We start from the raw sequence: 16,396 nt of genomic DNA, 5'->3' as shown, positions 1-16,396 counted from the left end.
GTCTTGGCCTCGGCCTTTTTCCTACTGAATCCCGGAGCCGAAGATATAATTGCTGACCTGCTGTTCCAGCGAACTCGGCGCCTGGGTGTTTGTAATGGTGCCGTCGCTCGGAAGGCGCTCACGCGACGTGCCTGGCGCAATGACCAGGGCGTTGTCGGACGTCATGCTCGGGGCCGCAATCGAGAGGATCGTATCCTGCGGCAGAGACAAATGGCGGTCGATCGAAAAATCGACCTGTGCCATCTGCGTCTGCGGATCGAGGCCGACATGAGAGACCGTGCCGACGCGGACACCTGCCAGAACCACGACAGCGCCCGGGTTCAGCCCGTTGGCTGAAACGAAGCGGGCGTGAAAGCGCTGTGTATCGCCAGAAGGCCCATGACGCTGAGCGACGGCATAGAGGGCAAAGCCTGACGCGAGGGCAAGCACCATAGCGCTCGCCAGAATCGCGCCGCCCCTGTTTTTTGCCGCCATCTTCGGTTCACCTGCCTGTTATAACAGCGGAACTCTTCGCCTGAGTTGCGATCATGGTCAAGCGCGGGCTTGCGATCCGGGCCGCGCTGAGGCAGGAGGTAGAAACATTTCTTTCATACTGAGCTGATATGACGCTGCTACAAGCACTGGTTCTGGCGATCGTCCAGGGACTGACCGAACTTTTTCCCGTGAGCAGTCTCGGTCACGCGGTGCTGCTCCCGGCTCTGCTTCACTGGAACCTGGACGAGCGCAGCGAATTATTCCTGCCGTTTCTGACCATGCTTCATTTCGGCACGCTGGTCGCGCTGTTCTGTTTTTTCTGGCGTGACTGGCTGGCCATCTTCACCGGGGCTATCGGACGCCACGGCCCGACGCGTCGCGAAGAGTCCATCCGTATTCTGGTTCTGCTCGTCGTTGCAACCATCCCGGTCGTGATCTTCGGTGCCGCTTTCGAACATCGACTCAAGGTGATCTTCGGCACGCCGGTCGCCGTGGCGCTGTTCCTGTTCCTCAACGGGCTTATCCTGCTCGTGACCGAGTGGATGCGTTCCTATAAAGGCCGTCGCCCACAGCGTGCCATTGCCGATATGTCGGCCAAGGACGCACTGGTGATCGGCTGCTGGCAGTGTCTTGCCCTGTTCCCCGGCATCTCGCGCTCTGGCTCGACCATCAATGCCGGCCTGGTTCGCGGACTCAATCATGAGACAGCGGCACGCTTCTCGCTTCTGATGGCTCAGCCTGCCGTGCTGGCAGCAACGGTGCACGAGGCCTGGCAGCTGCGCCACATGACCGTCAGCCACGAGATGGCGCAGATCTCGGTGATGGCGGCGATCGCCGCAGGCGTTACCGCGCTGATCAGCACTGCCGTATTGCTGAAATACTTCCGCAATCACGACCGCTGGGCGCTGTCGCCTTTTGCCTTCTACTGCATGGGGGCCGGCCTGTTCTCGCTGCTGGCACTCGTTCTCTTCTGATAACGAAATAATTTCCACTTTGACGGCCGATCCGTCATGATCGGCTTTTTCGAACATGGGCGATTTTCACCATTCCTGACCTGGCTACACCTCCACTCTCACCTTCTCCTGCCGGGAGCCGTCGCAAGACGCTCGAACAGGTCACGGCTGATTATGAGACGAACGGGCTGAAACGCTCTCTGACGGCAACCCAGCTGGTCATGCTGGGTGTCGGCTCGACCATTGGCGCCGGTATCTATGTCATGACCGGAACGGCGGCAGCGGAATATGCCGGGCCATCCATTCTCGTGTCATTCGTCATTGCCGCTCTCGCCTGTCTCTTCACGGCGTTTTCCTACGGCGAGCTGTCTTCCAGCCTGCCGGTATCGGGATCGGCCTATTCCTATGCCTATGTTTCCATGGGCGAGCGCGCTGCCTGGACAGTGGGCTGGCTGCTTCTGCTCGAATACGGCATCTCCTGCGCGGCAGTTGCTTCCGGCCTCTCTGGCTACGCCACGAGCCTGCTGTCGAGCTTTGGTGTCCATATACCGGCGGCCCTGAGTCAGGCCACGTTTCAGACCGTTCCTGGCAGTGGTGGCATGGCTATCACCTCAGGCTGGCGTTTCGATCTGGTTGCGACCATTGCCATTGCTGTCGTCACTGCCTGTCTGGTGCGCGGCGTGCAGGAATCTGCACGGGTCAACACGATTATCGTGTTCATCAAGGTCGGCGTCCTGTTCCTCTTTGTCGCCTGCGGCCTGTTCGCGCTGCATCCATCCTACTGGCACCCGTTCATTCCTGAATATCGCGGGGGATTCCAGTACGGCATACCCGGCATGTTCCGCGCGGCCTCGATCATCTTCTTTGCCTATGTCGGGTTCGAGGCAGTTTCTACGGCTTCGGCAGAAGCCCGTAACCCGCGTCGTGACGTGCCGATAGGCATTATCGGCAGTCTGGTAATCTGCACTTTTGTCTATGTATGCGTGGCGTCCATCCTGATTGGTATCGTGCCGTATCAGCAGCTCAACGTCGCAGACCCGCTCTCAATTGCGGTGCGCGCGATGCACCAGCCCTGGCTCGCGCTCTTCGTCAATCTCGGAGCGACCATCGGCCTTTGTTCGGTACTTCTTGGCCTGCTTTATGGTCAGACGCGCATTTTCTTCGCCATGAGCCGCGACGGCTTGCTACCCCCGATCTTTTCTTACGTCCACAAGCGCTATCATACCCCGTGGACGGGTACGATACTGCTGGGAATCATCGTGGCTCTTGCGACCGCAACCCTGCCGATCGACGTGATCAGCGATCTCGTCAGCATTGGTACAGCGGCCGCGTTCGGCATCGTCTGCTTTACGGTAATCTGGCAGCGCAACATGCATCCCGACATGCCGCGCAGCTTCAGCGTGCCACTGGGCGGTTTCAGGGTCAAAGGCTGGTGGATCGGCTTTACCCCGCTACTGGGCATACTCTTCTGTATTGTGATGATTGCCCCGCTTTTCGCAGACATGGCGCGGGCCCTCTTGCATGGTAACCCGGTGCCCGCCCTGCTTCTGCTCGCCTATGCTGGTCTCGGCTTTGTCACCTACTGGTACTATTCCCGTCATAACTCCAGCTTCGCGAAGAAGAGCGCTGACTGAGACAGAGTGTGAAGCGGTCTCCCCAAATTACCCACAGATTTCGTGGATGTGTTCGTGGGTAAGGCTGTGGATAAGGGTCGCACAAGAATCAGAAAGGGGGGGCGTTCGGCTCCCCCCTTTTTTGCAGACCCAGAAAGCAGGCTTACTTGACCGCCTGCTCCGAAAGCTCATGCGCGATCACACGGGCGCAAAGCGCCATGGAAATGGCGCCTGCATCGGGGTGGCCCTTGCTACGTTCCCCATGAGTGCGAGCCCGGCCCAGACGAGGAAGCAGATCCTTCGTGGCCTCAGCGGCCAACGTCGAGGCTTCAGCGGCCTCAGTCCAGGCTTTTGCAATGGAATAACCCTTTCTCAGACCGCCTTCGAACCCCTCGACCAGCGGCTCGAGCGCATCCATAAGGGTCTTGTCGCCCTTTTTGGCTTTCCCGAGGGCTGTGATTTTTTCCATGGCGCGACGGAGCCCTAGCGAAAGACTTTGTGCATCCGGCACGGCGGACTCATCGAAAGCCGTGCTGAAAGCAAATAGCCCTGCCCCCCATAGTGCACCTGATGTGCCTCCTGCCCGATCAGCCCAGGCATCGGCAGCAGCGGCAAGCACCGTCGACGGACCGGACCCGGCCTCGACTGCGGCGCGTGCAGCTTTCGCCGCTGCGGCTGCACCGCGTGCCATGCCCTGACCATGATCGCCGTCACCCGCATGGGCATCGATCTGGCCAAGCGCAGGTTCAGCCTCCGTAAGAGCTGCCGACAGCCTGATCATCATGGAGGCGACACAACGCCCGCCCTTTCTGCCCTCTTCAGTGAGCGACTTCATGTAAACCGCAGGCGCTTCGGTCAGAACCGGCAGGGAGTCGCGATAATCTCCTGCCATTTCATCACGCTTCAGGGCCGCGCTGTTGACGGGCGCGCGCCAGAATTTCTCCAGCTCCTCGTCCAGCCAGGTGAGCGTCAACGAACAACCAGCCATGTCGAGGCTGGTGATATATTCACCCGCCAGAGGCGCAATGACCGTATAACCCGCGTTTTCGAGATGGGGGATAATGGCCTCCCACAACACGAAAAGCTCTTCGTATTTCGTGCTGCCAAGCCCGTTCAACAGGGCCGTGATGCGCGAGCCTGCATTGGCGGGGGCTTCCTTCAGCAGGCGGTCGCACAGGATGGCGGCCAGCTCGGATGGTCGCATCAGATCGAGTTCATCGATGCCCTGTTCACCATGCACCCCAAGCCCGAGCGCCAGACGCCCCTTCGGCACCTGAAACAGCTTTTCGCGTTCTCCTGGCAGGGTGCAGCCATCGAAAGCCACGCCGAACGAGCGCGTCTGCGCATTGGCGCGGCGTCCTACCGCTTCGACCTCGTCAAGGCTCAACCCGGCTTCGGCGGCGGCCCCAATAATCTTGAAAACAGGCAGATCGCCTGCTGTGCCGCGCCGCCTGCTCTCCTCGCTGGCCGGGGCGCTCGCAATATCGTCTGTCGTCGCGATCATGCGTGTATCGATGCCCTCGGCACGCAGACGCTCGGCCGCAATGCTGAAATTGAGGACATCACCCGCGTAGTTGCCGTAACCGAGAACAACGCCGCCGCCAAGATTGGCCTCTCGGGCGATACGCAGGATGGCCTGGGTCGAGGGCGAGGCAAAGACGTCACCCGCAACGGCTGCATCGGCAAAGCCCTCGCCGACATAGCCGTTGAATGCCGGAAAATGACCAGAACCGCCGCCCACGACAAGAGCAACCTTGCCCTGTTTACCCGGCGTCGTTCTGACCACACCGCCCCGCACGGGCTGGACGATATCGCGATAGATGCTCGCAAAGCCGCGAAGGGCGGATGTCGCGAAATTCTCGGCGTCGCCACAGATTTTTGTCATGGGATAGTCGTCCTCAGTACAGATAAGCGGAGAAGTGGAAAACGAGCGTGGGTCAGGCTTCCCGGTTGAAATAGCGTCGGGCAAGAGAGTCGAAGGAGATTGCGGCGACTACGATCCCGCCACTAACGATCGACTGCCAGTAAGGCGAGATGCCGAACAGGACGATGACGTTCTCAATGATGCCGATGATGACAGCGCCGAGCACCGCTCCAAACGGGCTCCCCAGACCGCCGGTGGTCGCAACGCCACCGATGACGGCAGCTGCGATGGGGGCCAGCACCCAGGTATCACCGATGGAGGGCTGAGCAGTGCCCAGCCGAGCAACCATCAGGATGCCTGCCAGCGCCGAAAAAAAGCCAGCAGCAGAGAAGGCACAGATCCTGATGGCATCTACCCTAATACCAAGCATACGCGCTGCCGCGTTATTGCTGCCAATCGCATAGACGTAACGGCCTAGCGGTGTGCGGATCATGACGAAGGAGACGATCACGAGGCAAAGAAGCAGGATCACGAAAGGAACCGGGAGACCGAACAGCATCCCGCGCCCCAGAAACGAGATATTGCTCGGAATACCCGTGATAGCGACGCCCTTTGTAAGCACCAGATTGGCGCCGCCATAGACTCCTGCCATGCCGATGGTAAGCACGAGGGAGTGCAACTTCAGCTTCGTGATTAACAGACCGTTCAGCAGCCCGCATCCCGTGCCAAGCGCGAGGCAGAGCACAAGAGAGAGCCAGGGATCGAGCCCTGCCTGCACCATAAAAATGCCACCCGCAACGCCAGCGAGACCGCCTATGGCACCGACGGAGAGATCGAGTTCGCCGAGAATCATCAGAATGGCCTGGCCGATCGTGACCAAGCCGACGAAGGCGAGCGAGCGCGCGATGATCTTCATGTTGAACGCTGTCAAAAAATTCGACGAAAGCGTGCAGGAAAGAATGAAGATGACCGCGAGCGCAATCACCACCCCAAAGAGGGGATTGGATGCCACAGCCTTGAAGCGGGTCATGATATCGGGCTGGTGTGGTCTGGCAGCGCCATCATGCGGCGCAGGCGTCTCATGCGACATGGCTTGTCTCCGGTGAGCCGATGATCGAGGCGACCAATGTGCTGATTTCGGTTGTTTCGTGCTCGAATGAGCCGTTGATCCGGCCCGAATAGAGCGTGACAATACGGGTAGCGCAGCGCTGCAGCTCGCTCATCTCAGATGAGACAAGGATAATCCCCACGCCCTCTTCGGCTAGGCGCTGCATGATGCGGTAGATCTGGAACTTGGTGCCTATATCGATGCCCTTCGTAGGCTCGTCGAAAATTAGCAGACGTGGCCTGCGGGCCATCGCCCGACCGATAATGGCCTTCTGCTGGTTGCCGCCTGAAAGGAACATGATCTTCTTGGCAGATGACGAGGTGCGAACATCGAACTGCTCGATGATCTCTTTCACCAGTGCGTTTTCGCGGTAACGCGAAATCAGCCCGGCTTTAGTGATGTTTCCTGTTACAGCAAGCGAGATATTTTCGCGCAGGCTCAGCATCGGAAAAATACCGTGATGCTTGCGTTCTTCGGAGAGATACACCATTCCGGCCTGCACCGCCCTGTCCGGTCGGTTAGGCGCAATCGGCTTGCCGTCGAGAATGACGCGGCCGCTCTGGATTTTGCGAAATCCGAACATGGCCTGCATGATTTCGGAGCGCCCTGCCCCGACCAAGCCCGCAAAGCCGAGAATTTCTCCACGCTTCAGGTCGAACGAGATATCTTCAAACCCCGGACCGGTCAGATTTTCAACCGAGAGAATAGTTTCGCCGGTACGCGCAGAGGATGCCGGCTGAAACTGCTCGTCCAGCTTGACGGTACTGCCGGACATGAGACGGATCAGCTCGCCCTCGGTCATACCGTCCATCGGGAAAGTACCGACGCTGCGACCGTTACGCAGGACGGTCACCGTATCGCCTAGCGCGAAGATTTCTTCCATCTTGTGAGAGACGAAGACAATGGCAACGCCTTGTTCGCGCAGGTCATTGACAATACGAAAGAGACGCTCCGTCTCCTTGGCCGTGAGAGACGAGGTGGGCTCGTCGAGAATCATGACGCCAAAATTTTCCTGGGTTGCCGCGCGGGCAATCTGCAGAAGCTGTTGATCGGGGACACTGATTTCAGCGACTTTCTGATCCGGCCGTGCGTGAATACCAAAACGCGCAATGAATTTCGCGGCCTCCACCTCCATTGCCTTTTCCGATACGGTGAACCTGCCGAAGCCTGAGCGGGCAAATGGCATGAACATGTTTTCTGCGACGGTGAGGTAGGGAAAGAGATTGAGTTCCTGGGGCACATAAGACACGCGCACGAAAAGCTTTTGGTCACGCAGTGCATCGGCGTCGTCAATGACAAGTGTGCCAGTATCCGGTTTGACCAGACCGGACAGGGTCTTGATAAGCGTGGATTTCCCTGCGCCGTTCTCACCGGCAAGGATATGCACCTTGCCGGGTTCGAGAGTCAGATCAATGTGATCGAGGGCTACGACCCCTGGATAGGTCTTTCGTATGCCCGAAGCCTTGAGAAGGACCATAGCCCCCTCCCGATCGGTTATTTGGAGAGCGTTGATTTGGTGATGATATCGATGCCTGTATCGATGTTTTTAGGCGTCTGCTGCCCCAGCGCTTTCTGCCAGGCGGCGATAACGGCCCAGTAGCCCTGCATTTCAGGGCGGCTTGAGGCAGAGGAATCGACCACGCCATCCTTGATCAGCTGAAGCATGTCGTTCAGATTATCCAGACCGACCTCCTGAACCTTGCCGATCTTGTCGCTTTCGCGAATGGCCTGACCGATGCCCACAGGGCCTGCTGCATCACAGGCTACCCAGCCTTCAAGGTTGGGATGGGCCTGCATGATGGCAGAGGCCTGTTTTTGCGCGGTTTCGATGCTGTCGTTATCGATACCCGTCGCCACGACCTTGATATCGGGATATTTGGCAAACACCTTCAGCTCGCAGCGCGCGCGAAGGGCATGGTTGGGCGCAGTGGGCACGCCCATCATCACTGCAACCTCACCCTTGTGATTGATCAGCCTAGCGAGCCGCTCCGCCGCTAGCGTGCCCTGCTCGCAAAAATCCGCACCGACCGCCGTGATGTCCATGCCCTCAGGTGGGAGGGAGTCGAAAACAGTCATCGGAATCTTCTCATCGACCGCTTCCTGCATGGTCGACCGGTTTCCCTTTTCGTCGAGAAGGTCGAGGATCAGACCATCGGGATGTGTCGCGATGGCGCGTTCGATGATGTCGTTCTGGGTCGAGACATCGGCGGTTTGCGGCGCGCGATATTCAACCGTGATGGTGCGTCCCGTGGACTTGCTCAGCAGGGCCGCGGCGGCTTGCGCGCCGTTATTGGCCTTGTCGAACCAAGGATGAACGGCTTTCGGTATCATGACAAACCGCATCGGCGCATTGTCCGCCGCCGCATGGGCGGCGAGCGGGGCGAAGAGCAGGGTTGCGGTGGCGAGCAGTGCTTTTTTCATGAGATCAGACCTTATGGTCGCGTTGACCCATTATTTGCAGGAATTTGGTGAATATTTACGATCGAGCGCATCGATACCATCGACATTGCGCGCCGAGGCGCTGGCCGGGTCGAATTTTTTGGAAAGGAACGAATCAACAATGGTCTTGGCGAGTTCAGCACCGACAACGCGCGCACCCAGTGTGATGATATGGGCGTTGTTGGACAGCGCTGCACGTTCCGCAGAGTAGCTGTCGTGCACCTGTGCTGCGCGGATGCCGGGGATCTTGTTGGCCGAAATCGCAACCCCGATGCCCGTGCCGCAGCACAGAATGCCGCGCTCATACTCTCCGGAAAGAATAGCAAGGCCGACGCGTTCGCTCAGCTCGGAGTAGAGCTCGCTCTTGTCATCTGCAGGGCGTGAGAGGTCGACTGCATCGAGCCCTTTTGCCTTGAGATGCGCCACGATCTGCTGGGCCAGACCCTCACCGGCGCTATCGCCACCAACTGCAATTTTCATGATCGTCTTCCTTTTATGGTGTTCTAGAGAGGGACGGTGCGCGAGGCGGGCGGCGTGTCGTCAAGTGGAGCGACATGCAGATTGATGCCCGCATCGAGCATGCGGTTCTTCTGACTTTCAGAGACGCCTGAATCGGTAATCACAACGTCAAAATCAGAGAGATTGGCCAGACGGTTCAACGCGGTGACGTCAAATTTCTGACTATCGATCATCAGGATACGACGGTCGACAATTTCCATGAGTGCCATCTTGCACTTCACGATCTCCTGCTCCTGATGATAGGCACCGAGATCGCGTACCGCAGAGACAGACATGAACAGCGTGTTTGCCCGAAGCGACTTCGTGCCCTGTTCGCAGAGAATGCCGAGAAACGCGTCGAACCGCGGGTGATATTTACCACCGAGGCAGATCAGACTGATATCGCGCATGCCTGCAAGCTGGGTAGCAATACCCATGCTGTTGGTCAGCACTGTCAGAGGCATACCCGAGGGAAGGTTTTCCGACAGAATGCGTGACGTGGTGGAATCATCGAGGGCGATGATATCGCCCGCCTTGATGAAGCTCGTCGCGACACGCGCAATGGCCTGTTTCTCACGAGAGGCACGACGCAGGCGATGGACGACGCTTGTTTCCATCACGCCGCTGGCCAGCATGGTCACGCCACCATGAACCTTGCGTACCAGTCCCTGCTCGGACAGCGCGTGCAGATCGCGATGGATCGTCATGCGACTGGTCGAGAAACGATCGACGAGCTCCTCGATCTGGGCACCCCCGTTTTCGAGCACGTAATCGAGAATTTCGCGACGCCGTGCCGAGACGGCCTTGCTCTCTACGCCGGTCGCGCCGCTCATGACACAACCGACTGGATGATGGCGGCAAGACCCGAAGGATCCCAGGCGGAACGACCGATGAACACGCCGTCGACATCGGCCAGCGCTGTATAGCGTGCTGCGTTTTCAAGCGAGACGCTGCCGCCATAGAGGATAGGCACACGGCGCGCAGTCGTTTCCCCGACCAAGTCGGCCAGGACGTGGCGCAGGCGTGTATGCGCGGTTCCGACGAAAGCGGGCTCGGCGGCCCTTCCCTTGGCGCCAATGGCCCATACGGGTTCATAGGCCAGCAGAACAGTTTCAATCTGATCCGACGTCAGCCCATGGAGGGCCATCTTGGTCTGACGGGCAAGTGTCTCATGCGTCACGCCGAACTCATATTCCTCAGCGCTGTCGCCGATGCAGATGAGCGGGCGCAAAGCGTAGCGTATGGCGGCCTTGACCTTGAGATTGACGGTGATGTCTGACTCGCCGAAATGCTCGCGACGCTCTGAATGGCCGAGTTCGACAATATCGGCACCGCATTCGCGTACCATATGGGGCGAGATTTCCCCGGTCCAAGCGCCCTCGTCTTCCCAGTGCATGTTCTGCGCACCCACGCTCCAGCGCGTATCTGCGAGGCGGGACGCAACCATTTCGAGCGATGTGAAAGGCGGAATGACGAATGGCGTCACGGAGGAGGGTACGGCTATGGACGCGATCTGCTCGGCCGCTTCCCGGGCGGCGGCTGGCCCCTTGTTCATCTTCCAGCTTGTTCCGATCCAGAGCGACTTTAAGGGCATCATGTTCTCTCTCTGTGACGCAGTGACGATAAGTGTAACGTCCTGATGTTGTGATAGGGATTTAAATAACATTAGGGTAGATAAAATATCACCTATAGCGTTCACATTGATATGATTTAGCGCTAGGAGAAGCTTGGTTTTTCAGAAAAACCGAACAAAAGCAAAGTTCTGGATTTTGTGCGATTTTGTTATCGGGCGATCACTAAATCCTGTGATCAGCAGACCTTGCCGAGCACCGTCGTGTAGCCCACCCCCAGCGCCTTACAAGCGCTGAGGCCCTTGTGACTGGTCTGCGCATTATCCTGCTTTGTCAGGACTCTCGCGCCCGCGTTTCAGCTTGCCGCGTTGCCTGCAGTGCTGTCAGAAACACCATGTTGCTCAACCGCAATTTTCCAGACGCTGTCGATTTCGGATGCGCAAATGGCCTCTGTCCAGCCAAGGGCTGGCGCCATGATCGCGCAAACCTCTTCGACCACAGCACGGCTGATCTTGCCCGAGAGCGCGATCGGTGTGCGCCGGAAAAGAAGATCGGCAGCTTTGCGCACGAGTTCTTCCTTCGTGAGATACTGGATCTCGTTCCTCGTATAACCGGGAAGAGACGTGAGTTCTTGATCGGGTGTGCGTGCACAGAAAGCAGCAACGCGCTCTGCAGTAGTGCCATAGCGCTCGAATAACAGGGTCGCACGTGCCAATGACAGATCCTGCATCTCGGCAAGGTGCCGGATATAGGCGTTTCGTGATTTCTGCCCCGGGTAACCGACCCCGCCCCCGATCGCCCTCTCCCGCGAAGAGCGCGTCCGTTTACGGTGGAGAAGCCCCAGCACCTTATCGGCAGTTTCTTCCGCGAGGCCACGGAATGTGGTCCACTTACCGCCAACCAGAGACAGGACTGGGGTCGTCCCGGCATAATCGGTGTGGATGATGTGGTCTCTGCTGATCTCGCCAGGGTCGTCCGTGCGCGTGGCAGGAAGCGGTCTTACGCCGCAATAGCGATAGACGACATCGCTGTCGCTGAAATGGAAACCGGGAAACAGCTCCTGAAGCATGGCCAGCATGTAGCTCTGTTCTTCCTGTGAACAGATTGCCTTGTCGGCGTCCTTGCATGGGATATCGGTCGAGCCGATCAGAACATGGTTCATGAACGGATAGGCAAGGCAGATGCGACCGTCTGCCGTGCCGAAATAGACCATCTGCCCGTTGAGTTCGCGCAGCAATTCGGGATGGCGCATAACGAGATGCGATCCTTTCGTGCCACCAATATAGCGTGTGGAAAGGCCAATCCCGGCATTGACCTGATCGATCCATGCTCCACCGGCATTGACGACCAGATCGGTGTGGACATGCTCAACCTGACCGGTGATATCATCACGCAGGGTCACGGCCCCCTCATGGAATGACGTCACTCTCGAATAGGTTCTCACTGCGCAGCCCAAAGACAGGCGAAGCGCATCCTCGACGCATTCGAAACCCAGTCTTTCAGGTTGGGTGATGGCAGCATCATAATATCGTCCGGTCGCGATGACCTTTCGTGTCATATGCGGCCAATCGCGCCTGACAGAGTGCCCGAAAGAAAAGGTGTGGCGAGGCATCACGCGTGCGCGGCGGCCGAGATAATCGTAGATCTGCATGCCGACTTCGGTAATCGCGACTCCCCGATCGGCAAGCTTTGTCTTTAGACCGCAGAACCGCTTGATCGAAGGCAGAATCCCGCCAAACCAGGAATGGATCGGTATGATTGTCGGAAGCGGCTTGACCACGTGCGGTGCGTTGCGCAGCAGCAGATTGCGCTCGAGGGTCGACTGCGCAACCAGACGAAACTCGCCGGTCTCGAGATATTTGATGCCGCCATGGATCAGTCTGGATGGGGCCGCTGAAGCACCAGTGCAGATATCACCCTTGTCGATCAGGAGAACATTGAGCCCCTGAAGCGCCAGTTCACGAAAGAGACCCACACCATTGATGCCTGCCCCGATGATCGTGACATCGAAATGGGCAGAGTCGATTTGTTTGGCGGAGTAGGTCATCGGGTATCTCGATTTGTGAAGCGGTTCTGAAACGGGTTAGCGACCGCGCAGGCCTCAGGCCGTGGCGGCGCGCAAAGACTGTTCATGAGGGACAGGTGCGCTGTGCAGGGATGGCCAGAAGGGCTCGAGAATCTGAGCCAGCGTCGTGTAACGCGTGTATATGGCGTCGTAATAACGTGAGAGCGCCGGGTCGGGGGCGAAGCGTGTATGCTGCATATCGAGCCCGGCAACGGCGTCCTCGAGTGTTGGATGATTGCCACAGGCAACGCTGGCCGTCAGTGCGGCCCCGAGAGCCCCTGCCTCACGCACCGGCGACGTCATGACAGGTCTGCCGAAGATATCTGCAAAGAGCTGGCCTATCTCAGGGCGGCGACTTCCGCCGCCTGAAACGCCGATGCTGTTGACCGGCCCCGTGCGCATCAGATCTTCGACATGATGACGGTGGTTGAAGATCGTGCCCTCTATCATCGCCTGAAACAGATCGGCGCGGTCATGCCAGGATTGCAGCCCCAGAAAAGAGGCCGTGGCCGGTGTCTCGAAAGGCGAGCCGAACAGATACGGATGATAAAGCGGGATCTGCCGTTCAACACGCCCCTGCTCGAACCTTGCTATGGAGGCCTCAATGAGATGGGCAGCCGCGTCGGGGTCGTCGGGCGCGATATAACGCGCCATCCACTCGAGATTGCTTGCAGAGGCCGGTGAAATTGCCATGCAATTCCACAGGCCTTTTCGATAACCGGCGCGACAGGCCCACTCTGCACCAGTCACCGGTCGATCACGCAGCACCTCATTGATCGAGAACGTTCCGGCTGTCACGGTCATGTCGCCCGCCCGCACCTGACCCAACCCGACAGAGGCGGCGATGACATCATGCAGCCCTGCGGAGACAGGTGTGCCCTGCAGCAGACCTGTCATGAGTGCCGCTTCAGCGCTGACATGGCCTGCCCGGTCGCAGGAGTTCAGCATTGGCGGCAGCGCGCTCGCAATTTCCTGCAGATCGAGCGTCTGAAGGATTTTCTGACTGTAACTCTGCGTATGAAGATCGGTGAACGCCGTGCTCGCTTCGGTCAGATCGGTCGCAATCCGGCCTGTCAGGCAGAAGCGAAGCCAGTCCTTGGCGAAAAAGACGGTGCCGATGGCCCCGTAACGCTCAGGCTCGAAACGCTTTATCCAGGCCAGTAACGTGGTTGCTGAGTAAGGATAGGGCCTCTGGCCGGCAACGGGCAGGAGGTGGTCGAGAAGCCCCGCCTCTTTCCACCCCTCGTGCACACCAAAGGCGCGGCTATCGAGGGACATGATACCTCTGCCAAGTGGTTCGGCGTGGTGGTCGAGCAGGAAAACACCATCGCCATGGGCGGTCATGCCTATGCCTGCGATATCTGCCCCCGTGCAGCCAGCATCAGCCAGCGCATCACGGATGGTTTCGGCAACGAGGAGCCACGTCGCCTTCATATCGCGCTCAACCTCCCGAGGTGTGCTCGTCACTTGGGGAACACGCGCCTGCCCTATACCGACAATGCGCCCGCCAGGTGTGAAGACGACAGATTTCGCAGTGGTCGAGCCGCAATCAACGCCCAAGACATAACCTGCACCCATGATCGCCTCTTCGCTCTTTCGGCTCGCTATCGGTGCTTGATGTTCTAAAGTTGGTTGTTGTGTTAACAAAATCACAAATTGGTGCTATATATGATATATATGGGCAGTTCCGCGGAGAAGAGCATCCTGCATAAGGTAAGCCCGAGTGCTTACGCCTGATGACAAAACCTTGATAAGGACGGCTTGTGAGGATGATATCTTTGTGATATTTTTGTTATCTTATTTTCTGCTACGCTTGGTCCCAACAAAAGCAAGCATATCTGTCAAAGGCAGTTTCAGACCATGAGTGATGACATCAAGTCAGCGCCCTCCCTGGATGGTTTTTCAGGGATCAAACGTCAGAATCTCAAATCACGTCAGCAGCAAATTCTTGATCTGCTCTTTGAGCAGGGCAATGCGAGCATCGAATTTCTGGCTGAACATTTCGATGTAAGCCGTATGACGATCCATCGCGATGCACATGCGCTGGCCAGCCAGGGGCTGATTGACAAGATTCATGGCGGCATCACTCTCAAGAACCGCGCACGTACGGAAAAGAACGTTGCCTATCGTCAGCACCGTGCAGCCAATCTGAAAAAGACGATCATCCAGCGTGCCGTCTCGATGATCGAACCCGGTCAGGTCATCATTCTTGATGATTCGACGACCGTTGCTGAAATGCTGCCGCTTCTGCCTGCCAGAGCGCCTCTTACCGTCATCACCAATGCGGTTGGTGTAGTACAGGCTCTTGCGCCCTTCCCCGGCATCAAGATCATCTGCCTTGGTGGAGATTACAGCAATTCACGCAACGCGTTTTTCGGGCTTGTCTGCGAGCAGGCAGCGCGATCGCTGCGGGCCAATGTCATGTTCATGTCCACCTCGGTGATTTCGGGTGACACGGCATTCCAGAATGACCAGGACGTGGTGAAGGTAAAGCGCGCGCTCATGGCCATTGCCGATGACAGCGTTTTGCTGGTCGACAGCACGAAATTCCGTCAGGGCGGGCTGCATCGCCTCACCTCCCTCTCGGAATTCTCACGCATCCTGACCGACAACCAGATCAAGCCTGAGACATTGTCCGAGCTTGAAACGGCCGGTATTCCGATCGAGATCTGCTGAGTTTTCACCCCCGGTAAAAGCCGGGAGTGAAAAGGCTCATACCTCGATCAGGCGGCGTTTTCGAGCGTCGCCATATCGATTACGAAGCGGTATTTCACGTCGGATTTCATCATACGTGAATATGCCGTCTCGATCTCGTCCATGGCGATCATCTCGATATCTGACGTGATGCCATGCTCACCGCAGAAATCGAGCATTTCCTGCGTTTCGGCGATACCGCCAATCAGCGAGCCGGCGAAGTTGCGACGCTTCATGATGAGGCTGAACACAGAAACAGGCAGCGGCTTTTCCGGAGCACCAACCTGAACCAGTGTGCCTTCACGCTTCAGCAGGTTGAGATAGGCATTGATGTCATGGTCGGCCGCAACCGCATCCAGAATGAAATCGAAGCTGGCAGTCTCCTTCGCCATGGCTTCCGGGTCTTTCGACAGCACGACTTCATGGGCACCGAGACGAAGACCGTCTTCCACCTTGCTCTGTGAAGTGGTGAAAAGCACCACCTGGGCACCGAAGGCGCGGGCGAACTTAACAGCCATATGGCCGAGGCCACCCAGACCCACCACACCAACACGCTGACCGGGGCCAACCTTCCAGTGACGCAGCGGCGAGTAGGTTGTGATGCCTGCGCAAAGCAGCGGCGCGACAGCCGCGAGATCGAGGTTCTCGGGGACTTTCAGCACAAAAGCCTGATCAACCACGATAGCCTTGGAGTAGCCACCATAGGTGTTGCCACGACCCTGACGGTCTTCACCGTTATAGGTGCCGACGAAGCCGTTTTCGCAATACTGCTCCAGACCTTCCTTGCAGCTCGGGCATTCGCGACAGGAATCGACCATGCAGCCAACGCCAGCAAGGTCACCCACCTTGAACTTGGTGACCGATGCGCCAACTTCGCTTACGCGGCCGACAATTTCATGACCGGGAACGCAGGGATAGACAGTGTTGTGCCACTCATTGCGCGCCTGATGAATGTCGGAGTGGCAGACACCGCAATAGAGAATGTCGATACGCACATCTTCAGGCCCCGTGTCGCGACGATCGAACTTGAAGGGGGCGAGACGGTCTGACGCTTTCTGTGCGCCATATCCAATGCAGGACAGCATGGGCTCTCTCCGGTTTCGTTATTCTGAATATT

At 58.0% G+C, this 16,396-nt stretch carries 14 protein-coding genes; 3 read left to right on the top strand and 11 right to left on the bottom strand.

All coding sequences use genetic code 11. The features are described from left to right. Positions 1–21: 21 nt before the first annotated feature. A complete protein-coding gene (locus tag IEV53_RS09360; protein ID WP_188426511.1) occupies positions 22–474 on the bottom strand; it encodes an MlaD family protein in 453 nt (150 codons plus the stop codon). Between the two features lie 128 nt (positions 475–602). Between IEV53_RS09360 and IEV53_RS09355 the strand changes: the two genes are divergently transcribed. Both IEV53_RS09355 and IEV53_RS09350 read left to right on the top strand, forming a co-directional pair. After that, entirely contained in the window at positions 603–1,448 is an 846-nt protein-coding gene (locus IEV53_RS09355; protein WP_188426510.1) for an undecaprenyl-diphosphate phosphatase, read from the top strand. Positions 1,449–1,648: 200 nt separating this feature from the next. Continuing rightward, a complete protein-coding gene (locus IEV53_RS09350) occupies positions 1,649–3,061 on the top strand; it encodes an amino acid permease (protein WP_188426509.1) in 1,413 nt (470 codons plus the stop codon). A 142-nt stretch (positions 3,062–3,203) separates the two neighbouring features. Here the strand turns inward: IEV53_RS09350 and IEV53_RS09345 are convergent, their stop codons facing one another. The 9 genes from IEV53_RS09345 to IEV53_RS09305 form a co-directional block, all read right to left on the bottom strand. Continuing rightward, complete coding sequence (locus IEV53_RS09345; RefSeq protein WP_188426508.1) at positions 3,204–4,925, bottom strand: dihydroxyacetone kinase family protein; 1,722 nt, start codon at positions 4,923–4,925, stop codon at positions 3,204–3,206. Positions 4,926–4,977: 52 nt separating this feature from the next. Next, positions 4,978–5,994 carry an ABC transporter permease gene (locus IEV53_RS09340; protein WP_188426507.1) on the bottom strand — a complete coding sequence of 339 codons (1,017 nt, stop codon included), beginning with the start codon at positions 5,992–5,994 and terminating at the stop codon, positions 4,978–4,980. Beyond that, positions 5,984–7,489 carry a sugar ABC transporter ATP-binding protein gene (locus IEV53_RS09335; protein ID WP_188426506.1) on the bottom strand — a complete coding sequence of 502 codons (1,506 nt, stop codon included), beginning with the start codon at positions 7,487–7,489 and terminating at the stop codon, positions 5,984–5,986. Before IEV53_RS09335 ends, IEV53_RS09340 begins: the two co-directional genes overlap by 11 nt. A gap of 17 nt (positions 7,490–7,506) precedes the next feature. Next, positions 7,507–8,433, bottom strand: a complete 927-nt coding sequence (locus IEV53_RS09330) for a substrate-binding domain-containing protein (RefSeq protein ID WP_188426505.1) — start codon at positions 8,431–8,433, stop codon at positions 7,507–7,509. A gap of 30 nt (positions 8,434–8,463) precedes the next feature. Next, the gene (locus IEV53_RS09325; protein WP_188426504.1) at positions 8,464–8,931 is read right to left on the bottom strand and encodes an RpiB/LacA/LacB family sugar-phosphate isomerase; all 468 of its coding nucleotides are present in this window, start codon (positions 8,929–8,931) and stop codon (positions 8,464–8,466) included. Positions 8,932–8,954: 23 nt separating this feature from the next. Continuing rightward, a complete protein-coding gene (locus IEV53_RS09320) occupies positions 8,955–9,782 on the bottom strand; it encodes a DeoR/GlpR family DNA-binding transcription regulator (RefSeq protein ID WP_188426503.1) in 828 nt (275 codons plus the stop codon). Continuing rightward, complete coding sequence (locus tag IEV53_RS09315) at positions 9,779–10,546, bottom strand: triose-phosphate isomerase (protein ID WP_188426502.1); 768 nt, start codon at positions 10,544–10,546, stop codon at positions 9,779–9,781. The genes IEV53_RS09320 and IEV53_RS09315 overlap by 4 nt, the downstream gene beginning before the upstream one ends. 329 nt (positions 10,547–10,875) lie before the next feature. Beyond that, positions 10,876–12,567 (bottom strand): glycerol-3-phosphate dehydrogenase/oxidase, encoded by a 1,692-nt coding sequence (locus IEV53_RS09310; protein ID WP_188426501.1) that lies wholly within the window; start codon positions 12,565–12,567, stop codon positions 10,876–10,878. 54 nt (positions 12,568–12,621) lie between these two features. Beyond that, positions 12,622–14,163 (bottom strand): FGGY-family carbohydrate kinase, encoded by a 1,542-nt coding sequence (locus IEV53_RS09305; protein ID WP_188426500.1) that lies wholly within the window; start codon positions 14,161–14,163, stop codon positions 12,622–12,624. Positions 14,164–14,445: 282 nt separating this feature from the next. Here IEV53_RS09305 and IEV53_RS09300 point away from each other — a divergent pair, with 282 nt between their 5' ends. Further along, complete coding sequence (locus tag IEV53_RS09300) at positions 14,446–15,261, top strand: DeoR/GlpR family DNA-binding transcription regulator (RefSeq protein WP_188426499.1); 816 nt, start codon at positions 14,446–14,448, stop codon at positions 15,259–15,261. Between the two features lie 47 nt (positions 15,262–15,308). On the opposite strand, the gene IEV53_RS09295 is transcribed toward IEV53_RS09300, so the two are convergent. After that, positions 15,309–16,364, bottom strand: a complete 1,056-nt coding sequence (locus IEV53_RS09295; RefSeq protein WP_188426498.1) for an NAD(P)-dependent alcohol dehydrogenase — start codon at positions 16,362–16,364, stop codon at positions 15,309–15,311. Between the last annotated feature and the right edge of the window lie 32 nt (positions 16,365–16,396).

The sequence above is a fragment of the Asaia siamensis genome (assembly GCF_014635085.1).
Lineage (GTDB): Bacteria > Pseudomonadota > Alphaproteobacteria > Acetobacterales > Acetobacteraceae > Asaia > Asaia siamensis.
Note: the sequence above shows the minus strand (reverse complement) of the source record. Positions and strands in the feature narration are given on the sequence as shown.